Origin of the sequence: Burkholderia contaminans, from assembly GCF_029633825.1 — a bacterium.
GTDB classification, from domain to species: Bacteria; Pseudomonadota; Gammaproteobacteria; order Burkholderiales; family Burkholderiaceae; genus Burkholderia; species Burkholderia contaminans.
The window spans coordinates 330291-353034 of the sequence record NZ_CP090640.1; the positions used below are offsets into that span (position 1 = coordinate 330291).

24 protein-coding genes are annotated in these 22744 nt (G+C 68.3%); 13 read left to right on the forward strand and 11 right to left on the reverse strand.

Features of this window, described 5'->3' with window-relative positions; all coding sequences use genetic code 11:
* Positions 1-138: 138 nt before the first annotated feature.
* The 5 genes from lpxK (at position 139) to LXE91_RS01610 (ending at position 4162) form a co-directional block, all read left to right on the forward strand.
* A complete protein-coding gene (gene lpxK / locus LXE91_RS01590; RefSeq protein WP_039368256.1) occupies positions 139-1167 on the forward strand; it encodes a tetraacyldisaccharide 4'-kinase in 1029 nt (342 codons plus the stop codon).
* Positions 1148-1342 carry a Trm112 family protein gene (locus LXE91_RS01595; RefSeq protein ID WP_010090898.1) on the forward strand — a complete coding sequence of 65 codons (195 nt, stop codon included), beginning with the start codon at positions 1148-1150 and terminating at the stop codon, positions 1340-1342. The genes lpxK and LXE91_RS01595 overlap by 20 nt, the downstream gene beginning before the upstream one ends.
* A 110-nt stretch (positions 1343-1452) precedes the next feature.
* Positions 1453-2238: a 3-deoxy-manno-octulosonate cytidylyltransferase gene (kdsB, locus tag LXE91_RS01600; protein WP_039368261.1), complete on the forward strand. Its 786-nt coding sequence runs from the start codon at positions 1453-1455 to the stop codon at positions 2236-2238.
* Positions 2239-2445: 207 nt separating this feature from the next.
* Positions 2446-3108 carry an adenylate kinase gene (adk, locus tag LXE91_RS01605; protein ID WP_011352990.1) on the forward strand — a complete coding sequence of 221 codons (663 nt, stop codon included), beginning with the start codon at positions 2446-2448 and terminating at the stop codon, positions 3106-3108.
* 295 nt (positions 3109-3403) lie between these two features.
* Entirely contained in the window at positions 3404-4162 is a 759-nt protein-coding gene (locus tag LXE91_RS01610) for an SDR family NAD(P)-dependent oxidoreductase (RefSeq protein ID WP_039368263.1), read from the forward strand.
* 63 nt (positions 4163-4225) lie between these two features.
* Here LXE91_RS01610 and LXE91_RS01615 read toward each other — a convergent pair whose 3' ends face one another.
* Positions 4226-5068 (reverse strand): SirB1 family protein, encoded by an 843-nt coding sequence (locus LXE91_RS01615; protein WP_039368457.1) that lies wholly within the window; start codon positions 5066-5068, stop codon positions 4226-4228.
* A gap of 8 nt (positions 5069-5076) precedes the next feature.
* Complete coding sequence (gene murJ, locus LXE91_RS01620; RefSeq protein WP_039368267.1) at positions 5077-6627, reverse strand: murein biosynthesis integral membrane protein MurJ; 1551 nt, start codon at positions 6625-6627, stop codon at positions 5077-5079.
* A 304-nt stretch (positions 6628-6931) separates the two neighbouring features.
* On the opposite strand from murJ, the gene rpsT reads away from it, so the two are divergent.
* Positions 6932-7204 (forward strand): 30S ribosomal protein S20, encoded by a 273-nt coding sequence (gene rpsT / locus LXE91_RS01625; RefSeq protein ID WP_039368270.1) that lies wholly within the window; start codon positions 6932-6934, stop codon positions 7202-7204.
* 157 nt (positions 7205-7361) lie between these two features.
* Here rpsT and LXE91_RS01630 read toward each other — a convergent pair whose 3' ends face one another.
* Entirely contained in the window at positions 7362-7682 is a 321-nt protein-coding gene (locus tag LXE91_RS01630) for a DUF3579 domain-containing protein (RefSeq protein WP_039368274.1), read from the reverse strand.
* A gap of 413 nt (positions 7683-8095) precedes the next feature.
* Here LXE91_RS01630 and argF point away from each other — a divergent pair, with 413 nt between their 5' ends.
* On the forward strand, positions 8096-9025 hold the full coding sequence (argF, locus tag LXE91_RS01635) for an ornithine carbamoyltransferase (RefSeq protein WP_039368277.1): 930 nt from the start codon (positions 8096-8098) through the stop codon (positions 9023-9025).
* 91 nt (positions 9026-9116) lie between these two features.
* On the opposite strand, the gene murB is transcribed toward argF, so the two are convergent.
* Positions 9117-10166: a UDP-N-acetylmuramate dehydrogenase gene (murB, locus tag LXE91_RS01640; RefSeq protein WP_039368280.1), complete on the reverse strand. Its 1050-nt coding sequence runs from the start codon at positions 10164-10166 to the stop codon at positions 9117-9119.
* A gap of 137 nt (positions 10167-10303) precedes the next feature.
* Between murB and LXE91_RS01645 the strand changes: the two genes are divergently transcribed.
* Positions 10304-10789: a YajQ family cyclic di-GMP-binding protein gene (locus tag LXE91_RS01645; protein ID WP_039368282.1), complete on the forward strand. Its 486-nt coding sequence runs from the start codon at positions 10304-10306 to the stop codon at positions 10787-10789.
* 80 nt (positions 10790-10869) lie between these two features.
* Here LXE91_RS01645 and plsY read toward each other — a convergent pair whose 3' ends face one another.
* Positions 10870-11508, reverse strand: a complete 639-nt coding sequence (gene plsY, locus LXE91_RS01650) for a glycerol-3-phosphate 1-O-acyltransferase PlsY (RefSeq protein ID WP_039368285.1) — start codon at positions 11506-11508, stop codon at positions 10870-10872.
* 108 nt (positions 11509-11616) lie between these two features.
* On the reverse strand, positions 11617-12108 hold the full coding sequence (gene ybaK / locus LXE91_RS01655; RefSeq protein ID WP_039368288.1) for a Cys-tRNA(Pro) deacylase: 492 nt from the start codon (positions 12106-12108) through the stop codon (positions 11617-11619).
* A gap of 239 nt (positions 12109-12347) precedes the next feature.
* Here ybaK and LXE91_RS01660 point away from each other — a divergent pair, with 239 nt between their 5' ends.
* Entirely contained in the window at positions 12348-13910 is a 1563-nt protein-coding gene (locus tag LXE91_RS01660; RefSeq protein ID WP_039368291.1) for a class I adenylate-forming enzyme family protein, read from the forward strand.
* 48 nt (positions 13911-13958) lie between these two features.
* Here the strand turns inward: LXE91_RS01660 and xerD are convergent, their stop codons facing one another.
* From xerD to queG, 3 genes are all read right to left on the reverse strand, one after another.
* Entirely contained in the window at positions 13959-14909 is a 951-nt protein-coding gene (gene xerD, locus LXE91_RS01665) for a site-specific tyrosine recombinase XerD (protein ID WP_039368294.1), read from the reverse strand.
* Positions 14909-15376, reverse strand: coding sequence for a methylated-DNA--[protein]-cysteine S-methyltransferase (locus LXE91_RS01670; protein ID WP_034190552.1), 468 nt, complete (start codon positions 15374-15376; stop codon positions 14909-14911). Before LXE91_RS01670 ends, xerD begins: the two co-directional genes overlap by 1 nt.
* 64 nt (positions 15377-15440) lie before the next feature.
* On the reverse strand, positions 15441-16676 hold the full coding sequence (gene queG / locus LXE91_RS01675; RefSeq protein ID WP_039368299.1) for a tRNA epoxyqueuosine(34) reductase QueG: 1236 nt from the start codon (positions 16674-16676) through the stop codon (positions 15441-15443).
* Positions 16677-16693: 17 nt separating this feature from the next.
* On the opposite strand from queG, the gene tsaE reads away from it, so the two are divergent.
* Positions 16694-17248: a tRNA (adenosine(37)-N6)-threonylcarbamoyltransferase complex ATPase subunit type 1 TsaE gene (gene tsaE / locus LXE91_RS01680; protein WP_039368301.1), complete on the forward strand. Its 555-nt coding sequence runs from the start codon at positions 16694-16696 to the stop codon at positions 17246-17248.
* Complete coding sequence (locus tag LXE91_RS01685) at positions 17230-18741, forward strand: N-acetylmuramoyl-L-alanine amidase (RefSeq protein WP_039368305.1); 1512 nt, start codon at positions 17230-17232, stop codon at positions 18739-18741. Before tsaE ends, LXE91_RS01685 begins: the two co-directional genes overlap by 19 nt.
* A 54-nt stretch (positions 18742-18795) precedes the next feature.
* On the opposite strand, the gene LXE91_RS01690 is transcribed toward LXE91_RS01685, so the two are convergent.
* Positions 18796-19674 carry an EamA family transporter gene (locus LXE91_RS01690; RefSeq protein ID WP_172625601.1) on the reverse strand — a complete coding sequence of 293 codons (879 nt, stop codon included), beginning with the start codon at positions 19672-19674 and terminating at the stop codon, positions 18796-18798.
* 263 nt (positions 19675-19937) lie between these two features.
* Here LXE91_RS01690 and LXE91_RS01695 point away from each other — a divergent pair, with 263 nt between their 5' ends.
* Complete coding sequence (locus tag LXE91_RS01695) at positions 19938-20819, forward strand: pirin family protein (protein ID WP_039368460.1); 882 nt, start codon at positions 19938-19940, stop codon at positions 20817-20819.
* Between the two features lie 52 nt (positions 20820-20871).
* Complete coding sequence (gene trxA / locus LXE91_RS01700; RefSeq protein ID WP_039368311.1) at positions 20872-21720, forward strand: thioredoxin; 849 nt, start codon at positions 20872-20874, stop codon at positions 21718-21720.
* An 89-nt stretch (positions 21721-21809) separates the two neighbouring features.
* On the opposite strand, the gene LXE91_RS01705 is transcribed toward trxA, so the two are convergent.
* Positions 21810-22667, reverse strand: a complete 858-nt coding sequence (locus LXE91_RS01705) for a tRNA threonylcarbamoyladenosine dehydratase (protein ID WP_039368313.1) — start codon at positions 22665-22667, stop codon at positions 21810-21812.
* Positions 22668-22744 lie beyond the last annotated feature (77 nt).

Below are 22744 nucleotides of genomic sequence, written 5' to 3' on the forward strand. Positions count from 1 at the left end.
CGGTCGCGCTAGCCGCCCCGCCTGCGGCGCGCTAGAGTGCCGCCTTCCGCAGACCCCGCGGCATGCGCCGCCCAACGGAGAATCCGCCTTGACGAATCCGTCCCACGCCGCGGCGCACGACCTGCCGCGCCCGGCCCGATGAGCGCGCCCGATGGCCCGCTCGCCCGGCTCGAAGCCCGCCTGACGCGCGAATGGCAGCGCCGCGGCGCGCTCGCGTGGGCGCTCACGCCGTTTGCATGCGTGTTCGGCCTGTGCGCGGCGTTACGGCGCACCGCCTACGCGCAGGGCTGGAAGAAGCCGGTCGACGTCGGCGTGCCCGTCGTCGTGGTCGGCAACGTGACCGTCGGCGGCACCGGCAAGACGCCGACCGTGATCGCCCTCGTCGACGCGTTGCGCGCGGCCGGCTTCACGCCCGGCATCGTGTCGCGCGGCTACGGTGCGAACGTGAAGGCGCCGACCGCCGTCACGCCCGCGTCGCGCGCCAGCGCGGGCGGCGACGAACCGCTCCTGATCGCACGCCGCACCGGCGCGCCCGTCTGGGTCTGCCCGGATCGCGTCGCGGCCGCGCAGGCGCTGCGGGCCGCGCATCCGGACGTCGACGTGATCGTCAGCGACGACGGCCTGCAGCATTACCGCCTCGCGCGCACGGTCGAGCTCGTCGTGTTCGACCACCGGCTCGGCGGCAACGGCTTCCTGCTGCCGGCCGGACCGTTGCGCGAGCCGCTGTCGCGGCATCGCGACGCCACGCTCGTCAACGATCCGTACAGCGGCGCGCTGCCGCCGTGGCCCGACACCTATTCGCTCGCGCTCACGCCGGGCGCCGCGTGGCACCTCGACCAGCCCGCGCTGCGCCGCCCGCTGTCGCAATTCGCGAACGAGCGCGTGCTCGCCGCGGCCGGCATCGGCGCGCCGGAACGCTTCTTCGCGACGCTGCGCGCGGCCGGTCTCGCGCCCGCGACGCGCGCGCTTCCCGACCACTACGCGTTCGCCGAAAATCCGTTCGTCGACGACGCCGTCGATGCGATCCTGATCACCGAGAAGGATGCAGTAAAATTGGGCGCTTCCTGGCGCGACGCCCGACTGTGGGTGGTCCCCGTCGAAGCCGCGCTCGACCCTCGCCTCATTGCCCTCGTTGTGGAGAAACTCCGTGGACGCTCGCCTGCTTGAAATCCTTGTGTGCCCTATCTGCAAAGGCCCGCTCCACTATGACCGTGCCGCGCAGGAGCTGATCTGCAACGCGGACAAGCTCGCCTACCCGATCCGCGACGGCATCCCCGTGATGCTGGTCGACGAGGCACGTCAGACCGTCGAAGGCACGCCGGTCGACCCGGCCGGCCGCTAAGCCGCCCGACCCGGCCCTCGTCGCGGCCCGTCCGCAGCGAGGGCGCCGAACCCGCGGGCGGCCCCCGTTCTGACGCGCCGCCCGCTCCGCTCTCTTCACCGCCCTCCCCGATGACTCAACCCTTCATCGCCGTCATTCCCGCCCGGCTCGCTTCGACGCGGCTCCCGAACAAGCCGCTCGCCGATCTCGGCGGCAAGCCGATGGTCGTGCGCGTCGCCGAGCGCGCGCGCGAAGCGGGCGCGCAGCAGGTGCTGGTCGCGTCCGACGCGCAGAGCGTGCTCGATGCGGCCCGCGATCACGGTTTCGAAGCGGTGCTGACGCGCGCCGACCATCCGTCCGGCACCGACCGGCTCGCGGAAGTCGCGGCGACGTTCGGGTGGAGCGACGACACCGTCGTCGTCAACGTGCAGGGCGACGAACCGCTGATCGACCCCGTGCTCGTGCGCGACGTAGCGTCGCACCTCGCGACCCATCCGGCCTGCGCGATTGCGACGGCCGCCCACCCGATCCACGACGCGGCCGACGTGTTCAACCCGAACGTGGTGAAGGTCGCGCTCGACGCGCAGAGCGTCGCGCTGTACTTCTCGCGCGCGCCGATTCCGTGGAGCCGGGACGCGTACCAGCCGCACTGGCCCGACGTCGCGGCCATGCCTGCACCGGCCTTCCCGGTCTATCGGCACATCGGCCTCTATGCCTATCGCGCGCGTTTCCTGCGCACCTATCCGACGCTCGCGCAGGCGCCGATCGAACAGGCCGAGCAGCTCGAGCAGCTGCGCGCGCTCTGGCACGGCGAGCGCATCGCAGTGCTGATCACCGAGTCCGCGCCGGAAGCCGGGATCGACACGCCGGCCGATCTCGCACGCGTGCAGGCCCTTTTTCAGCCGTCATCAAAATAACCCGTGGCATAATCAGGCGATTGTGCGAGCCGTCCGCGACCAGCGCGTCCTCGCTTGACCCCGCCCGCGGCCCTGCCGGCAGCCGCGCGTCGCTCAACCCGACGCGCCGCATCAGACCGGCCCGCCACGCGCCAGGCAAGCCCCGCGCACACCGTCGCCGGCGCTTTTTCGTCTCGCCACACGAATCTACATACTGGAGATATCACCATGCGTTTGATCCTGTTGGGCGCGCCCGGCGCGGGAAAGGGCACCCAGGCAAACTTCATCAAGGAAAAATTCGGCATCCCGCAAATCTCGACGGGCGACATGCTGCGCGCGGCCGTGAAGGCCGGCACGCCGCTCGGCGTCGAGGCGAAGGGCTACATGGACGCCGGCAAGCTCGTGCCGGACGCGCTGATCATCGGCCTCGTCAAGGAGCGCCTGAAGGAATCCGACTGCGCGAACGGCTATCTGTTCGACGGTTTCCCGCGCACGATCGCGCAGGCTGACGCCATGAAGGAAGCCGGCGTCGCGATCGACTACGTGCTCGAGATCGATGTGCCGTTCTCGGAAATCATCGAGCGCATGAGCGGCCGCCGCACGCACCCGGCATCGGGCCGCACGTACCACGTCAAGTTCAACCCGCCGAAGGTCGAAGGCCATGACGACGTGACGGGCGAGCCGCTGATCCAGCGCGACGACGACAAGGAAGAAACCGTCAAGAAGCGTCTCGAAGTGTACGAAGCGCAGACCAAGCCGCTGATCACGTACTACGGCGACTGGGCGCAGCGCGGCGAGGAAAACGGCCTGAAGGCGCCGCAGTATCGCAAGATCTCGGGCCTCGGCAGCGTCGAGGAAATCCGCGAGCGCGCGTTTGGCGCACTGAAGTAAGCAGCGCATCGCGCACCCGCAAGCCGCCCGTTCCGGGCGGCTTTTTTTTGCCCGGGCGGGCTTCGCACGACCGCTCCGGTCTCGCCGTCGCGCAAGCGTGCCCCGTACAATCGGTCGGGTGCGGGCGCTCCCGTGACCCGGGCGCCGGCATCTCAACCGCTCGCACGGCATCGAACCGCGCAACCGCTTTGCGCGGCACCGCAACCAGCGCCGAGGCGCCAGCAGCGGTCGATCACCTTGGATGGGTCCGCCCTGAGCGCTAAAGCGCCAGGGGCGCTCAACAACGGAGACAGTCATGGACATTCGCGGCAACGTGTTTCTGATCACGGGCGGCGCATCGGGCCTCGGCGCCGGCACCGCGCGGATGCTCGCGCAGGCAGGCGGCATGGTCGTGCTCGCCGACCTGAACGACGCGGCGGGCACGGCGCTCGCGACCGAACTGGGCGGCATCTTCGTGCACTGCGACGTGTCGAGCGAAGCCGACGCGCACGCGGCCGTCAGCGCGGCGACGCAAGCCGGCACGCTGCGCGGCCTCGTGAACTGCGCGGGCATCGCGCCCGCCGCGAAGACCGTCGGCAAGGACGGCGCGCATCCGCTCGACGTGTTCGCGAAGACGATCAACGTGAACCTCGTGGGCACATTCAACATGATCCGGCTCGCGGCCGCCGCGATGGCTGCCACCGCGCCGACGGCGGACGGCGAGCGCGGCGTGATCGTCAGCACAGCGTCGGTTGCCGCGTTCGACGGGCAGATCGGCCAGGCCGCATACGCGGCGTCGAAAGCCGGTGTCGCGGGCATGACGCTGCCGATCGCGCGCGATCTGTCGCGCAGCGGCATCCGTGTGATGACGATCGCGCCCGGCCTGTTCGAGACGCCGATGCTGCTCGGCATGCCGCAGGACGTGCAGGACGCGCTCGGCGCGATGGTGCCGTTCCCGCCGCGGCTCGGCAAACCGGCCGAATACGCGCTGCTGGTGCGCCAGATCGTCGAGAATCCGATGCTCAACGGTGAAGTGATCCGCCTCGACGGCGCGATCCGGATGCAGCCGAAATAGGCATAAAAAAACGCCCGCGATGCGGGCGTTTTTCATTCAGGGTTCCGGCAGCGTCGCGGTAGCTCAGTCCTCGCCGTCGCGCTGCATCCGCTGCCGCAATTCGGTCACCTGCGACTCGACGACGGTGGCGTCGTCCGCGTCCGGCCGCTCGCCGAGATACTGTTCGAGATCCTCGAGCGCGGGCCGCAGGTAATCGAGCCGCGCATACGCGAAACCGCGGTCGCGGACTTCGTCGAGGTGCTCGGGCAGCAGGATCACGAGCCGCTGCTGCACCGCGAGCAGCCGCTGCCAGCGTTCCGTCTGAAGATAGATCGTCTTCAGGTTGCGCAGCATCCGCGCGATGATCTCTCGGCTCGTCGCCGGCTGCAGCAGCGCGCGCAACGCGCTGTCGACCGCACCGGCCGCCCGCGCGACGTACGGTTCGAGCATCTCGACCATCTCGGCTTCGGACAGCGAATGGCCGTTGGCCGGATCGATGATCAGGTCGCCGTCCGGCAGCGTGACGCGCAGCAGGAAGTGACCGGGGAACGACACGCCGCGCGCCGGCACGCCGATCTGCTCGGCGAGCTCCAGATACAGCACCGACAGCGAGATCGGGATCCCGCGCCGCCGCTTCAGCACGGCGTTCAGGTGGCTGTTATCGGGGTCGTAATAGTCGTTGTGATTGCACGCGAAGCCGAGCTCGCGGAAGAAGAAATCGTTCAGTGCGGCGACGCGGCCCTTCAGGTCCGCATCGTCCGTGAGCCGCCGGCGCAACCGCGCCGCCAGCATGTCGAGTTCGGCCAGCGTGCCCTGCAGGTCGAGGTCGGGATACGCGTCCTGCGCCAGCGACAGCGCCGCTTCCGTGACGGGCAGACTGTCGTCGTCCGCCACGAGCGTGCTGAAGTAGTCGAGGACGCGGGTCATTGCGGTCGTCACTTGGCGCGCCTTCTGAAATAAGCGTATTTGAAGCCCATCACCCACAACATACCGAAATATAGTGCAGCGAACAGCACGAGGCACGCGGCCATCAGCGCGATGCGATCGAGCGGCCGCGTACGCATCCCGGTCCAGTCGAAGCTGATCGACAGCCAGTGCATCAGGCCGGCGAGCACGAGCGCCGCGCCGATCAGCTGCACGAAGAAGCGCAGCCAGCCCGGCGACGGCTGGTAGATGCCGCGCTTGCGCAGCCCGATGAACAGCAGCAGCGAGTTCAGGCACGCGCCGACGCCGATGCTCAGCGTCAGGCCCGCGTGGCCGATCAGCGGCACGAACACGTAGTTCGAGATCTGCGTGACGATCAGCACGCCGATCGCGATCTTCACGGGCGTCTTGATGTCCTGCTTCGCATAGAAGCCCGGCGCGAGGATCTTGATCAGGATGATGCCGACGAGGCCGATCCCGTAGGTCGCCAGCGCGCGCGCGACCATCGTGACGGTGTGCGCGTCGAACTTGCCGTAGTTGAACAGTGTCGCGGTGAGCGGCGTCGCGAAGAAGAACAGCGCGAGCGCACTCGGCGCCGCGAGCAGGAACGTGACGCGCAGGCCCCAGTCGAGCAGCGCCGAATACTCGTGCGAATCGGCATCGACGTGCGCCTTCGACAGGCTCGGCAGCAAGATCGTGCCGAGCGCGACGCCGAGCAGCGCCGTCGGGAATTCCATCAGGCGGTCGGCGTAGTTGATCCACGACACGGCGCCCTGCCCGAGCCGCGACGCGATGTTGGTGTTGATGATCAGCGACAGTTGCGCGACCGACACCGCGAACGTCGCGGGCACCATCTTCGCGAGCACGCGCTTCACGCCCGGGTGGCGCAGCGCGCGCAGCGGGTTGAGGCCGATCAGCGGCACCATGTCGATCTTCTTCAGGCCCGGCAGCTGCACGAGGAACTGCAGCACGCCGCCGACGATGACGGCCCATGCCAACGCAAACACCGGTACCTTCAGGTGCGGCGCGACGAACACGGCTGCGGCGATGAACGCGACGTTGAGCAGCACCGGCGCGAACGCGGGCAGCGAGAAGCTCTTGTACGTGTTCAGCACGCCGGAGGCGAGCGTCGTCAGCGAGATGAACACGATGTACGGGAACATGATCTGCGTCATCGTGACCGCGAGCGGGAACGCCTGCCCGTCGGTGTGCAGGCCGGACGCGACCGCGAACACGACCCACGATGCGCCGGCGATCCCGACCACCGACAGCACGGCAAGCGCCCACGCCAGCACGGTGGACATCGCGTCGACGAGCGCTTTCGTCGCGTCATGCCCCTGCTGGTTCTTGAACTCGGCGAGGATCGGCACGAACGCCTGCGAGAACGCACCTTCGGCAGACAGGCGGCGCAGCAGGTTCGGGATACGGAAGGCAACGTAGAACGCGTCGGTGTATTGACTGGCGCCGAACGCACGGGCGATCAGCGTCTCGCGGGCCAGTCCGGTCACGCGCGACAGCAGCGTGAAGCCGCTGACCGTCAGCAGGGCTCGGAATAGATTCATGGGGCGCTTATTATACGGACGTTGCGTGGCCCGGCCAGCGGCCGATGCCGAAAAGCGCGCACGCGCGCGGCGCCCTCCTCGGCGGGTGTCACGTTGAACTTGCCACGCGCTTGATTTTGTTGCTATAATCGCCGGTTTCTGGGCTCGTACATGCACGGCAACTGCCGTTTTCATGTCCCTGCCTCGGTTAAAATCACCGTTTTTTATGCGCCCCTGGGCAATCGCTCTCAGGGGACGGATCGAAAAGCAGCGCTTGGCCGTCTAGGCTCCAAGCTCTGGAAACAGGACAGGATAAGGAACCGTCATGGCTAACTCCGCACAAGCACGCAAGCGCGCCCGCCAGGCCGCGAAGGCAAATTCGCACAACTCGGCGCTGCGCTCGAAATTCCGTACCGCGATCAAGGCTGTTCGCAAGGCTGTCGACGCCGGCGATCAAGCAAAGGCTGCAGAGCTGTTCAAGTCTGCCGTCAAGACGATCGACACGATCGCCGACAAGAAGATCGTTCACAAGAACAAGGCCGCTCGCAGCAAGAGCCGCCTGGCCGCAGCCGTCAAGGGTCTGCAGGCAGCAGCGTAAATCCGGTGCGCCCGCTCACGCGGGCGTTCCTGTTTCCTGCGATCGCAAAAAAGCCCGCCTAGGCGGGCTTTTTTGTCGCCTGTCGCCGGCGCATCCTGCAAGCCGACGACAGTTGCCACGAGGGCGGGCGCGGCAAGCGCCCTCGCCCGCGCCGGCATCACTTCTTCACGCCGTAGTCCGGCAGTTCGCACGCCTCGGTCACGACGAGGTTGTTGTCCTTCGCGAAATTCAGCACGAAATCGAACGCCATCGGCTCGACGTCGCGCAGCCGGGAATCGAGGATCACGCATTTCAGGTCGCCGAGCATCGTCGGACGCACGTAGAGCGAATACTTGAGGCGCGCATTGGGCCCGCTCGCCCCCGGCCCGAAGCAGGCCATCACACCGGCCAGACGTTCCGACCAGTCGCTCGGGCGAAACTTTTTCCCGTCTTTCGTGATGCCCTGGATGAAGAATTCGGTCGGAGGGGTTTCAGCCATGTGGTTACCCAAGTGACGGCCCGGCGATGTCCAGGCAACGGCGCCTGGATACGCGAACACAAAGCTGAAACGGACGGCGGCACAAGCATTCCGATATCCCGAAAACAGGACGTCGGCGCGCGCCGCCGGCGGACTGCACCGGATTTGTGCAGCGCACGGCTTGTGTCCGGCAGAGCGCGAGGAGGCTTGCCTGCCGGGCTGGAGAAAACTTTTGGATTATACCGCAGCGCGCCATTGCGCGCCGTCCCGACACCTCTCCGCCTGCGTCGCTTGCCGCGCGCGGCGATCGCGCCCCGCTTCTCTCCGCGGCTCGTCAAAGCACAGAAAATCCTTTATGCTGCTTTGAGTTATCCACACCCGACGGCGGCGCCGTCCGGCCTTGCTGCCGGGTGCAACCCGCCGTATTTTGCTTCATGACCACCAAAACCATTCGTCACTACCTGCAGTTCAAGGATTTCTCGCTGGAAGACTACGAGTACGTGCTCGAACGCACGGGTATCCTGAAGCGCAAGTTCAAGAACTACGAGACCTACCACCCGCTGCACGACCGCACGCTCGCGATGATCTTCGAGAAGAGCTCGACGCGAACGCGCCTGTCGTTCGAGGCCGGGATCTTCCAGCTCGGCGGCCACGCCGTCTTCATGAGCACGCGCGACACGCAACTCGGCCGCGGCGAACCCGTCGAGGATTCCGCGCAGGTCATCTCGCGCATGGTCGACATCATCATGATCCGCACGTTCGAGCAGGACGTGATCACGCGCTTCGCGCAGAATTCCCGCGTGCCGGTGATCAACGGCCTGACGAACGAGTACCACCCGTGCCAGGTGCTCGCCGACATCTTCACGTACTACGAGCACCGCGGCCCGATCGCCGGCAAGACCGTTGCCTGGGTCGGCGATGCGAACAACATGCTCTACACGTGGATCGAAGCCGCACAGATCCTCGGCTTCAAGCTGCGCCTGTCCACGCCGCCGGGCTACGCGCTCGACATGAAGCTCGTGTCGCCCGACAGCGCGCCGTTCTACGAAGTGTTCGACGATCCGAACGAAGCCTGCAAGGGCGCCGACCTCGTCACCACCGACGTGTGGACGAGCATGGGCTTCGAGGCCGAGAACGAGGCCCGCATGCAGGCATTCGCCGACTGGTGCGTCGACGAGGAAATGATGGGCCATGCGAACCCGGACGCCCTCTTCATGCATTGCCTGCCCGCGCATCGCGGCGAGGAAGTGACGGCCGGCGTGATCGACGGCCCGCAGAGCGTCGTGTGGGACGAAGCGGAAAACCGCCTGCACGTGCAGAAGGCGCTGATGGAGTTCCTGCTGCTCGGCCGCCTCAAGCACTGACGCGCCGGCATCCGGCAATCCATGAAAAAGGCGCCGATCGACGATCGGCGCCTTTTTGTTTGGGCGCGAGAAATGCTACGCCAAATCCGCGTTACAGGCAGACCGGCTCCGCCTCCAGCTCGATGCCGAACTGTGCGCGCACGTCGGCCTGGATCGCCTGCGCCAGCGCAAGCACGTCCGCACCCGTTGCGCCGCCGCGATTGACGAGCACGAGCGCCTGGCGGTCGTGCACGGCCGCCGCGCCCAGCGCGCGCCCCTTCCAGCCGCAGCGGTCGATCAGCCAGCCGGCCGCGAGCTTGACCTGCCCGTCCGGCTGCGGATACGACACGACTTCCGGCGCGCGGGCGCGCAGCGCATCGAACTGCGCGGCATCGATCACCGGATTCTTGAAGAAACTGCCCGCGTTGCCGAGGACGAGCGGATCGGGCAGCTTCGCGCGGCGGATCGCGACGACCGCGTCGAACACGTCGCATGCCGTGGCCGCATCGGGTGCCATGCCGCGGGCGTCGAGTTCGCGCGTGACGTCCACGTAGCCGAGCCGCGGTGCCCATTGCTTCGGCAACCGGAACGTGACCGACACGATCGCGAACCGGCCGCGCCCTTCCCGCTTGAAGAAGCTGTCGCGATAGCCGAACGCGCAGCGCGCGGCGTCGAAACGCTCGCTGCGCCCCGTCGCCAGCTCGACCGCGACCAGCGAGTCGAAATACGCCTTCATCTCGAGGCCGTATGCGCCGATGTTCTGGATCGGCGCGGCGCCGACCGTGCCGGGAATCAGCGCGAGGTTCTCGAGGCCCGCCATCCCGTGCTCGAGCGTCCATGCGACGAATGCGTGCCAGTTCTCGCCGCCGCCGGCCTCGACGTACCACGCGTCGTCGTCCTCCCGCACGACGCGGCGGCCGGCGATCTCGTCGAGCAGCACGACGCCGTCGAAATCGCGCGTGAACACGACGTTGCTGCCGCCGCCGAGCACGAGCTGCGGCAGGTTCGCGACACGTGGGTCGCGATAGAGCGCCTCGAACTGCGACGCATGCGTGATGCGCGCGGCAAAGCGCGCAGTCGCGGCGATACCGAACGTGTTGTGCGCGGCGAGCGGGTGGTCGGGAAGCAGCGACAGGGCGGAATCGTCAGGAGGCATCGGCATTCGCGGTCACGTCCGCCCGGGCGGCGCATGGCCGGCCTTGGGCAAACGGAAGGGCATCGGTAAAATGGCAAACAGTCCGCAATTATAGCGAGTGCCCGCGCGCGAGCCGGGTGCCCGCATCTCAAGGGAGGAATGCCATGCCATCGTTCGACGTCGTTTCCGAAGCGAACATGATCGAAGTGAAGAACGCCATCGAGCAGTCGAACAAGGAAATTTCGACGCGCTTCGACTTCAAGGGCTCCGACGCACGCGTCGAGCAGAAGGAACGCGAGCTGACGCTGTTCGCCGATGACGATTTCAAGCTCGGCCAGGTCAAGGACGTGCTGATCGGCAAGCTGGCCAAGCGCAACGTCGACGTGCGCTTCCTCGACTACGGCAAGGTCGAGAAGATCGGCGGCGACAAGGTCAAGCAGATCGTCACCGTGAAGAAAGGCGTGACCGGCGATCTCGCGAAGAAGATCGTGCGCCTCGTGAAGGACAGCAAGATCAAGGTGCAGGCGAGCATCCAGGGCGACGCGGTGCGCGTGAACGGCACGAAGCGCGACGACCTGCAGAGCGTGATCGCGATGCTGCGCAAGGACGTGACCGACACGCCGCTCGACTTCAACAACTTCCGCGACTGATCGCCGGGCGAGCCGTCACGTGATCCCGCCGGGCCCCGCATACGCGGCGCGCCCGGCACGCGGCCAAGCGCCGCGCTTCCTCAGGCTTTCCCGCCGTCCTGCGCGCCGCCATCCGCGGCCGCCTTCTTCTTGTCGCCGATCCGGCTTTCCTGCCCCGCCAGCAGCTTCGAAATGTTGCCGCGGTGACGCCACACGAGCAGCACGCTCATCGCAAGCACGGCCCATGCGACCGGATTGTGGCTCGTGCCGAACAGGAACACGTCGAACACCGGCGCGAACACGGCCGCCACCAGCGCCGCGAGCGACGAATAGCGGAAGAAGAACGCGACGATCAGCCAGGTCAGCGCGGTCGCGAGCCCGAGCACCGGGTGCACCGCGAGCAGCACACCGGCCGCGGTCGCGACGCCCTTGCCGCCCTGGAAGCGGAAGAACACCGGATACAGGTGGCCGAGGAACACGGCGATCGCGACCCATGCGACCGCGACGTCGGGCAGGCCGAAGCGCCGGGCGAGCCAGACGGCAAGCCAGCCCTTGAATGCGTCGCCGACGAGCGTCAGGATCGCGGCCTTCTTGTTGCCGCTGCGCAGCACGTTGGTCGCGCCGGGATTCTTCGACCCGTACGAACGCGGGTCGGCCAAGCCCATCGCGCCGCTGACGACGACGGCGAACGACACCGAACCGATCAGGTAGGCAACGAGGGCGGCGAGCAGGATCTGCATGCGGAGGACTCTTCTTTCAACGTATCGGTAAAGGGACGGCGGCGCGCGGCACGCCGAAACGGCGCCCATTCTACCGAACGCGCGCGGCCTGCCACGAAGGTGAAACCCTCAGTCGACACTCGCGCACTGCACGGGCTGCGCGCCGAGCAGCGACGTGAGCACGGCCGGCGCGAGGCTGACGAGGTAGCCGCGACGGCCGCCGTTCAGGTAGATCGTCGGCAGCTCGAGGATCGTCGCCTCGACGTAGACGGGCATCGACTTGCGCGTGCCGAACGGCGACGTGCCGCCGACAAGATAGCCCGAATGGCGGTTCGCGACCTCGGGCTTGCACGGCTCGATGCGCTTCGCGCCGACCTGCCGCGCGAGGTTCTTCGTCGACACGGTGCGGTCGCCGTGCATCAGCACGATCAGCGGCTTCGCGTGTTCGTCTTCCATCACGAGCGTCTTCACGACGCTGTGCTCGTCGACGCCGAGCTGGCGCGCCGATTCGCCGGTGCCGCCGTGCTCGACGTAGTCGTACGGATGCTCGCCGAACGCAATGCCGTGGCGGCGCAGCAACTGGGTGGCCGGGGTTTCGGACACATGCCTGGATTTGCTCATGGCGGCATTTTAATGGTGAACGACCGGCGAGCGCGCAATCGTGCGCTCGCGCCGGCGGTATACTCGCGACCCGTTTTCCGCCGGGCGGCCTGCTGCTGCACCGCAACGATTCCGTCCATCATCATTGCGGACATCGCGAAGCGCTATTGCCCGAATGGCCGATTGTGGCGCGCCCGCCGTCATGGCACGATCGTTCGCCAACCTCGTCAGCCGCCGCCCGCCCCTTTTCTGGAGACGCCATGCCCTCGTCCCTCCGTTCTTCCGAGCCGCTCGACGTCGACGCACTGCTCGCGGCGCTGCCTCGCCGCATCGCCGACGTGCCCGCACGCCGGGCCGCGCAGGCGCCGGCGCATCCGGCGCTGATCGAGGACGCGCGCCGCCTGTCGTACGGCGACCTGTCGAGGGCCATCGATGCAGCCGCCGCAATGCTCGCCAACCTCGGCGTGCAAGGCGGCGACCGCGTGATGATCGTCGCCGAAAACTGCGTCGCGCAGATCGTGCTGCTGTTCGCGGCAGCCCGCCTCGACGCGTGGGCGCTCGTGTCGAACGCGCGGCTGTCCGCCAGCGAGCTCGACGCGATCGCCGCGCACGCGCGGCCGAAGCTGATCGCGTTCACCACCGACGCATCGCCCGACGCACGCACGCATGCCGAACGGCACGACGCGACACCTGCCGGCGCGCTGCCGGTCGACATCGGCGCATGGTCTTACCGCGTCGACCCGAGCGCGCCGGGCGAACCGGTCGCCGCCGACGGCGCCGCGCAATGCGCGGCGCTGATCTACACGACCGGCACGACCGGCGCGCCGAAAGGCGTGATGCTGTCGCATCGCAACCTGCTGTTCATCGCGGCGACGTCGAGCTCGCTGCGCCGCGTGTCGCCCGACGACGTCGTCTACACGGTGCTGCCCGTGTCGCACGTGTACGGGCTCGCGTCGGTCTGCCTCGGCAGCCTGTACGCGGGCGCGACGCTGCGGCTCGCGCCGCGCTTCTCGCCCGAAGCCGTGCGCGTCGCGCTCGCCGACGAAGGCGTCACGATCTTCCAGGGCGTGCCCGCGATGCACGCGAAGCTGCTCGAACACCTGCACACGCAGGGCCACACGTGGCGCGCACCGCGCCTGCGCTTCGCGTATTCGGGCGGCTCGCCGCTCGACGCGAACCTGAAGGCGCGCGTCGAGCGCCTGTACGGCGTGCCGCTGCACAATGGCTACGGGATGACCGAGAGCAGCCCGACGATCACGCAGACGCCGCTCGATGCGCCGCGTACCGACAGCTCGGTCGGCGTGCCGATTCCCGGCGTGGAGATGCGGATCGTCGCGCCGGACGGCACCGACGTGCCGCCGGGCGAAGTCGGCGAGATCTGCGTGCGCGGGCCGAACGTGATGCTCGGCTACTACCGCAACGCGGACGCCACGCGCGCGGCCGTGTCGCCGGACGGCTGGCTGAGCACCGGCGATCTCGCGCGGCAGGAGGCGGACGGTGCGGTAACGATCGCGGGCCGCAGCAAGGAGCTGATCATCCGGTCGGGCTTCAACGTCTATCCGGTCGAAGTCGAGCAGGTGCTGAACGCGCATCCGGACGTCGTGCAGGCGGCCGTCATCGGCCGCGCAGTCGAAGGCAACGAGGAAGTGCTCGCGTTCGTCGAGCGGGTGCCCGGCGCAACGGCGGACGAAGCGACGTTGCACGCCTGGTGCGCGGAGCGGCTCGCGCCTTACAAACGCCCCGCCCACATCCGCGTACTCGACGCGCTGCCGGCCGCGTCGACGGGCAAGGTGCTGAAGCACAAGCTGCGCGAACTGGTCTGACTTGGGCAGGCCGTCGCACGTGGCGCGGGCGGCGCCGCGCCGGATGCGCTAACCGCGCGGATGGTGTTGCGCGTGCAGCGTCTTCAGGCGCTCGCGTGCAACGTGCGTATAGATCTGCGTGGTCGAGATGTCGCTGTGGCCGAGCAGCAGCTGCACGACGCGCAGGTCGGCGCCATGGTTCAGCAGGTGCGTCGCGAACGCATGCCGCAGCGTGTGCGGCGACAGATGTGCGCGCACGTCCGCGTGCTGCGCATGGCGCTTGATGATGTTCCAGAACTGCTGGCGCGTCATCCCGTCGCCGCGCGCGGTCACGAACAGCGCGTCGGCCGCGCGCGCACCGAGCAGCGCGGGCCGCGCCTCGCGCAGGTAGCGCTCGATCCACCCTTGCGCGACTTCGCCGAACGGCACGAGCCGCTCTTTCGAGCCCTTGCCCATCACGCGCACCACGCCCTCGTTGAGCCCGACCTCGACGGTCTTCAGCGTCACGAGCTCGCTCACGCGCAACCCGCTCGCATACATCAGCTCGAGCATCGTGCGATCGCGCAGGCCGAGCGGCGTGCCGATGTCGGGCGCGCCGAGCAGCGCCTCGACCTGCGCCTCCGACAGCGTCGACGGAAACCGGGCCGCCTGTTTCGCGGACGTGATCCGCAATGTCGGGTCGGCGCTCGCGCGATGCTCGCGCACGGCCCAGCCGTAATAGCGCCGGAACACGGACAGCCGCCGGTTCGACGATGTCGCCTTGCCGTCGCTGCGCGCGGCGATGTAGCCCGTCACCATCACTTCGTCGACCGAATCGAGCGACGCGTCGTGCGTGTCCGCCAGCCATTGTGAAAACAGCATCAGGTCGCGCCGATACGCGTCCAGCGTGTTACGCGCAAGCCCGTGCTCGAGCCACAGCGCATCGCAAAACACGTCGATCGACGCGCGGCTCGCGAGCAGCGCGGGGGACGCCGCGGCGGCATCGCCGTCGGCTTCGGGGGAAATCAGCGATTCACTCATCAGTACGGCACGCCTTCATGCGCCAGCAGCCAGCGCTTCACTTTCTGGTAATAACCGTTGTCGTCGTGGTTCGCGAAGCCGCCGAGTCCGCCCGCCGCGACGACGCGATGGCACGGAATCACGAGCGGAAAGTAGTTCGCGCCGCATGCCTGGCCGACCGCGCGCGGCGCGCTGCCGATTCGCTTCGCGACCTGCCCGTAGGTCAGCACCGTGCCGGGCGGAATATCGCTGATCACGTCCCACACGCGGTGCTGGAACGCGCTGCCGACTTCGGCGAGCGGCAGGTCGAAGCGCGCCGACGCACGCTCGAAATAACGTTCGATCTGCTTGACCGCACGCTTCGCGAGCGGCGAATCCGGATCGACCGACTTCACCGATTCGGGCAGATAGACGATCTCGCGCACCACCGCGGCGTCCGTGCGGATGCCGACCTTGCCGAACGGCGCGTCGATGACTGCATTGAACATGGCCCTCTCCTGACCGATGGGTACGCGCGGCACCACCGCGCGCCGACGACACTTTACGCCGCCTTCACGCGGCACGCAGCGCCCATTCGACATGCTCGCGCACGACCGGCGACGGATCGTCGGCCCGCGCGCGCAACGCGGCGACGATCGCGTCGCGCGCCTGCGGCGTAAGCCGGCCCGCGTCCGCGCGCAGCGCATTGCCGAGCCCGACCGCGAGATTGCGCAGCCAGCTTTCATAGCCGATGCGCCGGATCGCACTGCCCTGCATCCGCGTATCGAACGCGTCCGCATCCCACGCAAACAGCTCGACGAGCGTCGCGCGATCGAGGCCGTGCCGCACGTCGAAATCGGCGACGGGCGCGGCCTGCGCGAACTTGTTCCACGGGCACACGAGCTGGCAATCGTCGCAGCCGTACACGCGATTGCCGATCATCGGCCGCAGCGGCTCGGGGATGCTGCCTTTCAGTTCGATCGTCAGGTACGAGATGCAGCGGCGCGCATCGACGCGGTACGGCTCGACGATCGCGCCGGTCGGGCAGGCGTCGATGCAGCGCGTGCAGCTGCCGCAGTGCGCGCCGGGCGTCTCGGGTGCGGTGTCGGGGGACGTGAGCGCGTCGGTCGGCAGCGGAACGTCGACGTAGATCTCGCCGAGGAAGAACAGCGAGCCCGCATCGCGCTGCAGCAGCAGCGTGTGCTTGCCGCGCCAGCCGACGCCGGCCTTCTGCGCGAGCTCGACCTCGAGCACGGGCGCCGAATCGGTGAACACACGGTAGCCGAACGCGCCGATCTCCTGCTCGATGCGCTCGGCGAGCGTCTGCAGGCGGTTGCGCAGCACCTTGTGATAGTCGCGGCCGCGTGCGTAGATCGATACGACGGCCGCCTGCGGATCGTCGAGCCGGGCCCGTTCGCGCGCGCGCCAGTCGTGCAGTGCGAGCGCGCCCGGCCCGCTTTCAGCCGCGTCGGGGGCGAGCGTCTCGGCCGGCAGATAGGCGAGCCGCGCGGAGATCACGCGTCGCGTACCGGCCACAAGTTCGGCCGGACGCGCGCGTTTCATCCCATGTTTCGCCATATAATCCATTTCGCCGTGGTATCCGGCTTCCAGCCAGGCGGCGAGGCCAGCTTCGGCATCCGAGAGATCGGTATCGCTGATGCCGATCGCCCCGAAACCCAATTCGCGCCCCCACGCCCTGATGCGCGCGGCGAGCGCAGTCAACGCCGCATCGTCGAGCGCGCACGGTGCCGCGCCTTCGGCACGAGTCGAAGGCCTGTCGGATGCGGCGAGTTCCGGTAATCGGTTCATCGCACTATTTTACGAGAATGCCAGCCACGCCCAGCCATCCGCCTCACGACGCCATGCTGCCCGCCCCGCTCGCGGAGCGTGTGATCGCGCTCGCCGACGAAGCGGCGACCGAGGCGTTCGGCACCCGCTTCGCGCACGCGCTCGACGCGGCACGCACCGAACTCGCCCGCGCGCATGCGTTCGACGGGCTGCAGATCCAGCTGGTCGGCGATCTCGGCGCGGGCAAGACGTCCCTCGTCCGCGCGATCCTGCGTGGCCTCGGCCACACGGGGCGCGTGCGCAGCCCGACCTATACGCTCGTCGAGCCGTACGCGCTCGAACGCGACGATGGGGAACTCGAGGTCTATCACTTCGATCTGTATCGTTTCAACGATCCGGCCGAATGGTCCGACGCAGGCTTTCGCGAGTATTTCAATTCCAGCGCGATCTGCCTCGTCGAATGGCCGCAACAGGCGGGCACGCTGCTCGGCGTACCCGATCTGGTTTTCTCGCTCGACGTGGATGGCGACGGCCGCGTCCTCACCGTCCGGGCGTACAGCGCTTCAGGAAAGGCATGTCTCGAAAGATGTTGATCAAACCGTTCCGCTCGATCGAATCGGCGGCCACCGCGACGCACAACTGGCGGCGCCGCCAGATCCTGCGCGCGGGCGCGTCGACGCTGGTGCTCGGTCTCGTCGCACCGCGCATCGCGCACGCGTCGTCGGTGCTCGGCGTGCGCGTGTGGCCGGCGCGCGATTACACGCGCGTCACGATCGAATCCGACCAGCCGCTGCAAAATAGCCAACAGCTGCTGCAGGGTCCCGACCGTCTCGTGGTCGACCTGACCGGCCTCGACCTCGACCAGGCGCTGCGCGACCTCGTGTCGAAGATCGCGCCGAACGATCCGCAGATCCAGTCGGTGCGCGTGGGCCAGTATCAGCCGCACGTCGTGCGGATGGTGTTCGACCTGAAAGGTTCGGTGAAGCCGCAGGTGTTCACGCTGCCGCCAGTCGGCACCTACAAGTACCGGCTCGTGTTCGACCTGTATCCGGCCGTCGCGCCCGATCCGCTGTCCGACCTGATCGCGCAGACGGAACGCAAGGAACAGGCGCTCAACGACACCGCGCGCGCGCAGCAGATGCAGCCGCCGACCACGCTGGCCGGCCCGGGTACCCCGCCGCCCGCAGCGGGCGACAACAGCGACGCGTTCTTCCAGCGCTTCGCGCAGAACACGCCGCACACGCCGCCCGCCACCCCGTCGGCGCCCACGAAGCCGGCCGTCAAGCCGCCGCCCGTCATCGCGCGCCGCGACGACAGCGACGACGATGGCGACACCTACAAGTTCACCGCGCCGAAATCCGGCAAGGGCGGCACCGTGCGCCTGCTGACGGTGGCGATCGACCCGGGCCACGGCGGCGAGGATCCGGGCGCGATCGGCGGCGGCGGTACGTACGAGAAGCACATCGCGCTCGACATCGCGAAGAAGCTGCGCGCGAAGATCGACGGCGCGCCGAACATGCGCGCGATGATGACGCGCGACGCCGACTTCTTCGTGCCGCTGAACGTGCGCGTGCAGAAGGCGCGCCGCGTCGGCGCCGACCTGTTCGTGTCGATCCATGCCGACGCCTTCACGACGCCGTCCGCGCGCGGCTCGTCGGTGTTCGCGCTGTCCGACCACGGCGCGACGAGCGCCGCGGCGCGCTGGATGGCGAACAAGGAAAATTCGTCCGACCTGATCGGCGGCATCAACATCAAGACGGCGGACGCGGCCGTGAACCGCGCGCTGTTCGACATGTCGACGACCGCGCAGATCCGCGACTCGCTGCGCTACGGCAACTACGTGCTGAAGGAAGTCGGCGGCATCAACAAGCTGCACAAGGGCTCGGTCGAGCAGGCCGGGTTCGCGGTGCTGAAGGCGCCCGACATTCCGTCGATCCTCGTTGAAACGGCCTTCATCAGCAACCCGGAAGAAGAGAGCCGGCTGAACGACGACGGCTATCGCGACCAGATGGCCGACGCGATCTTCCGCGGCATCAAGCGCTATTTCGCCGCGAATCCGCCGCTCGCGAAGAGCCGGATGGCCTGACGGCCGTACCCGGCCACCCCGCCCCGCCGCCGGCACGCAGTGCGTGCCGGCGCGTCACGACGCCGCGACGCGGCGCACCAGTTTCCCGCCGAACACGTTCACCGCGAGTCCGCCCATCACGAGCGCCGTGCCGATCAGTTGTGCGCGCGTCAAATGCTCGTCGAGCAGCAGCGCCGACGACGCGAGACCGACGATCGGCACCAGCAGCGAGAACTGTGCGACCTGCGCGGCCGGATAGCGCGACAGCAGGCGGCTCCATAGCCCGTAGCCGAGCAGCGTCGCGACGAACGCGAGATAGACGACGGCGAAGATCGACGCGCCGTTCAGCCCGGCGAGCGCGGTCGCGATCCGCTGCGGCCCTTCGAACCACAGCGACAGCAGGAAGAACGGCACGGGCGGCACGAGGCTGGCCCACACGACGAGCGACACGAGGTTCGCACGGCCGACCTTCTTCGTGACGATGTTGCCGAACGCCCACATCGCGGCCGAGCAGATCGTCAGCAGGAAGCCCGCGAGCGTCATCGCGCGGCCGCCCTGCGCCGCGATCACGACGAGCCCGCCCGCGGCGATCGCAAGACCGAGCAGGTTCTGCACGCGCAGCCGCTCGCCGAGGAACAGCATCGCGAACACGAGCGTGAAGAATGCCTGCGACTGCAGCACGAGCGACGCGAGGCCGGCCGGCATGCCGACGTACATGCCGGTGAACAGGAACACGAACTGGCCGAGCTGGATCGTCGCGCCGTACAGCACCAGCAGGCGCCACGGAATCTGCGGCCGGCGCACGAAGAACACCGCGGGCACGGCCGCGAGCGTGAAGCGCAGCGCACCGAGCAGCATCGGCGGCATGCCGTGCAGGCCGACCTTGATCACGACGAAGTTCACGCCCCACGCCAGGATCACGACCAGCGCAAGCAGCAAGTCCTTCGGGGCCATCATCGGCGTCTCCTCGATTGTCGGATGTTTTCTGAAGCCGGTCAGTCTACCGGGTTTCGCCGCCCGGCCCGATACCCGCGCGAGGGGCATGGAATCGGCGGCGGGCGCAGCGGCTTGTGCAGCGCAGCGGCTTGCGCGACGCGATGAATGCCGCACGACGCGTGCCTGCCGCGGCCGCATCGCGCCACGCGTCTTTCGCGTTCGCCGTCACGCGCGCCGCCAGTACAATGACCGACAATCCAGCCGTTCCCCACGAGGCCACCATGACCGACTCGATCAAAGCCCTGCTGAAGCCGCACGTGCGCGACATCGGCAACCTGCAGGTGCGCCGCACGCTGCCCGCACTCGCCGCGCGCCTCGTCGGCCCGTTCATTTTCTTCGATCACATGGGGCCCGCCACGCTGCCACCCGGCACGGGGCTCGACGTGCGCCCGCATCCGCATATCGGCCTCGCCACCGTCACCTACCTGTTCGACGGCGCGATCCTGCACCGCGACAGCCTCGGCTCGCTGCAGGAGATCGTGCCGGGTGACGTGAACTGGATGACGGCCGGCCGCGGCATCGTCCACTCCGAGCGCACGCCCGACGCGCAGCGCGAAAACGGCCACACCGTGCACGGGATCCAGACCTGGGTCGCGCTGCCGCAGGCGCACGAGACGACCGAGCCGTCGTTCGAGCATCATGCGGCCGACACGCTGCCGAAGCGCGACGAGGACGGCGTCGCGCTGACGGTGATCGCCGGCGATGCGTTCGGGCTGCGCTCGCCGGTCACGACGTTCTCGCGCACGCTTTATGTCGCGGCCGAATTCGCGGCCGGCGGCCGTCTCGCACTCGACGCGTCGCACGAGGAGCGCGCGGTCTACGTGGTCGACGGCGAGCTCGCGATCGACGGCACGCCGGTGCCGGCCGAGCAGATGGCCGTGCTCGCGCCCGGCGTCGCGGTCACGCTGACGAGCGCCGGCGGCGCGCGCGCGATGCTGCTCGGCGGCGACAAGATCGACGGCGAGCGCTTCATCGAATGGAATTTCGTCGCCAGCAGCCGCGAAGCGATCGAGCGCGCGAAAGAAGCCTGGACGCGCCAGGAAATGGGCAAAGTGCCGGGCGAAACGGAGTGGATTCCGCTGCCCGAGTCGAAGCCGCGTTGAAAAAGGGGCGCGCCGCCCCCATCCTGACGACATTCGAACCGAAGAGAACGCCATGGACACCACGCTTGCCACATTCGAGAAAGACGTCATCGAGGCGTCGCTGGACGCACCCGTGCTGGTCGACTTCTGGGCGCCGTGGTGCGGCCCCTGCAAGACGCTCGGCCCGCTGCTGGAAAAGCTCGAAGGCGACTACGAAGGCCGCTGGAAGCTCGTGAAGGTCAACGTCGACGAGAACCAGGAACTCGCCGCGCACTTCCAGACGCGCAGCATCCCGCACGTGATCGCGTTCGCCGACGGGCGCCCGGTCGACCAGTTCGTCGGCGTGCTGCCCGAAGGCCAGCTGCGCGCGTTCCTCGACCGGCTGCTGCCGGCGCCCGAGGAAGCCGAACGGCGTGCCGCGCAGTATGCGATGGCCGAGGCGCGCTACGACGACGCACTCACGCACCTCGAGGCGGCGCTCGCGCTGAACCCGGGCTTCGACGACGCACGCCTCGATTTGATCGAACTGCTGCTCGCGAACAACCAGGTCGACGCCGCGCGTGACGAGGCCGAGCGCCTGTCGCCGCAGACCGTGCAGAACGGCGATCCGCGCTACCAGGCGATCAAGACCCGTTTCGACGCGCTCGATGCCACGGCCGACCTGCCGCCGACCGATGCGCTCGAAGCGCGCATCGCGGCGAACCCGGCCGACCTCGACGCGCGCTTCGACCTCGCGCAGAGCCTGATCGCGCGGCGCGCGTACGAAGGCGCGGTGGAACAATTGCTGGAAATCGTCACGCGCGACCGCGCGTACGGCGACGATCTCGGCCGCCGCACGCTGATCTCGGTGTTCGAGCTGGCCGGCGATCGCCCCGACCTCGTCGCGGGGTGGCGACGCAAACTGAGCATGGCGCTCAACTGAACTGACGTGGCACCGGCCGGGCTGCAACGGCCCGGCTGCCGGATCACCACGCGCCGCAGCATTCCTCGACGACCGCGGTGTACAGCGGCTCAGCCGGCGGCCTGCGCCGCGATCGCGCGCAGCGCATGCGCGGCGGCCGCGAAGCCGAAGCTCGCGGTCACGCACACGCTCGAACCGAACCCTGCGCAGTTGAGCCCCGCGACGTGCGCGGCCGCGGACGGCTCGGCGCCGTCCTCGAGGTCGCAGGCGGCCGCTTCCGGATAGATCAGCGGCTCGTCCGAATACACGGCGCTGACCTTGAAACGCGCCTTCGGCCCGCGCGGAAAACCGTGCTGCTTGCGCAATTGCGCGCGCACTTTCGACAGCAGTGGATCCTGGATCGTCAGCGCGAGATCGTCGATCCGGATGCGCGTCGGGTCGAGCTGGCCGCCCGCCCCGCCAACCACGACGAGCGGCTGGCGCTTCGCGACGCACCACGCGATCAGCGCGACCTTCGTGCGCACGCTGTCGATCGCGTCGATCACGTAGTCGAAGCCGCCACCGAGCAGCGCGTCGAAGTTGTCGGGCTCGACGAAATCCTCGATCCGGTTCACGCGGCACGCGGGATCGATCAGCGCGATCCGCTCGGCCATCGCGTCGACCTTCGGCTTGCCGTAATTGCCGTCGAGCGCGTGGATCTGCCGGTTCGTATTGCTTTCGGCGACATTGTCGAGGTCGATCAGCGTCAGCGTGCCGACCGCATTGCGCGCGAGCGCCTCGGCCACCCACGACCCGACGCCGCCGATTCCGATCACCGCGACGTGCGCGCGCTCGAACGCGGCGGCGGCCGGCGCGCCGTACAGGCGCGCCACGCCGCCGAAACGCCGCGCGCGATCCACGTCAAGCTGGATTTCCGGGGTCGGGGTAAGATCAGAGGAACTGGGCGGGGCAGCGTCGGCGACGGACATGGCAGCAAGGAAAACGTAAGTCGTGCAGCCCTCTATTTTGCCTGAACTCCTCGCTCGCAAGCGCCACTGTGCACGCA

Bases quoted from the DNA above. Each gene is read 5' to 3' on its own strand.
- lpxK (WP_039368256.1), top strand. From the start codon at position 139: ATGAGCGCGCCCGATGGCCCGCTCGCCCGGCTCGAAGCCCGCCTGACG.
- kdsB (WP_039368261.1), top strand. From the start codon at position 1,453: ATGACTCAACCCTTCATCGCCGTCATTCCCGCCCGGCTCGCTTCGACG.
- adk (WP_011352990.1), top strand. From the start codon at position 2,446: ATGCGTTTGATCCTGTTGGGCGCGCCCGGCGCGGGAAAGGGCACCCAG.
- LXE91_RS01610 (WP_039368263.1), top strand. From the start codon at position 3,404: ATGGACATTCGCGGCAACGTGTTTCTGATCACGGGCGGCGCATCGGGC.
- LXE91_RS01615 (WP_039368457.1), bottom strand. From the start codon at position 5,068: ATGACCCGCGTCCTCGACTACTTCAGCACGCTCGTGGCGGACGACGAC.
- murJ (WP_039368267.1), bottom strand. From the start codon at position 6,627: ATGAATCTATTCCGAGCCCTGCTGACGGTCAGCGGCTTCACGCTGCTG.
- rpsT (WP_039368270.1), top strand. From the start codon at position 6,932: ATGGCTAACTCCGCACAAGCACGCAAGCGCGCCCGCCAGGCCGCGAAG.
- LXE91_RS01630 (WP_039368274.1), bottom strand. From the start codon at position 7,682: ATGGCTGAAACCCCTCCGACCGAATTCTTCATCCAGGGCATCACGAAA.
- argF (WP_039368277.1), top strand. From the start codon at position 8,096: ATGACCACCAAAACCATTCGTCACTACCTGCAGTTCAAGGATTTCTCG.
- murB (WP_039368280.1), bottom strand. From the start codon at position 10,166: ATGCCGATGCCTCCTGACGATTCCGCCCTGTCGCTGCTTCCCGACCAC.
- LXE91_RS01645 (WP_039368282.1), top strand. From the start codon at position 10,304: ATGCCATCGTTCGACGTCGTTTCCGAAGCGAACATGATCGAAGTGAAG.
- plsY (WP_039368285.1), bottom strand. From the start codon at position 11,508: ATGCAGATCCTGCTCGCCGCCCTCGTTGCCTACCTGATCGGTTCGGTG.
- ybaK (WP_039368288.1), bottom strand. From the start codon at position 12,108: ATGAGCAAATCCAGGCATGTGTCCGAAACCCCGGCCACCCAGTTGCTG.
- LXE91_RS01660 (WP_039368291.1), top strand. From the start codon at position 12,348: ATGCCCTCGTCCCTCCGTTCTTCCGAGCCGCTCGACGTCGACGCACTG.
- xerD (WP_039368294.1), bottom strand. From the start codon at position 14,909: ATGAGTGAATCGCTGATTTCCCCCGAAGCCGACGGCGATGCCGCCGCG.
- LXE91_RS01670 (WP_034190552.1), bottom strand. From the start codon at position 15,376: ATGTTCAATGCAGTCATCGACGCGCCGTTCGGCAAGGTCGGCATCCGC.
- queG (WP_039368299.1), bottom strand. From the start codon at position 16,676: ATGAACCGATTACCGGAACTCGCCGCATCCGACAGGCCTTCGACTCGT.
- tsaE (WP_039368301.1), top strand. From the start codon at position 16,694: ATGCCAGCCACGCCCAGCCATCCGCCTCACGACGCCATGCTGCCCGCC.
- LXE91_RS01685 (WP_039368305.1), top strand. From the start codon at position 17,230: ATGTCTCGAAAGATGTTGATCAAACCGTTCCGCTCGATCGAATCGGCG.
- LXE91_RS01690 (WP_172625601.1), bottom strand. From the start codon at position 19,674: ATGGCCCCGAAGGACTTGCTGCTTGCGCTGGTCGTGATCCTGGCGTGG.
- LXE91_RS01695 (WP_039368460.1), top strand. From the start codon at position 19,938: ATGACCGACTCGATCAAAGCCCTGCTGAAGCCGCACGTGCGCGACATC.
- trxA (WP_039368311.1), top strand. From the start codon at position 20,872: ATGGACACCACGCTTGCCACATTCGAGAAAGACGTCATCGAGGCGTCG.
- LXE91_RS01705 (WP_039368313.1), bottom strand. From the start codon at position 22,667: ATGTCCGTCGCCGACGCTGCCCCGCCCAGTTCCTCTGATCTTACCCCG.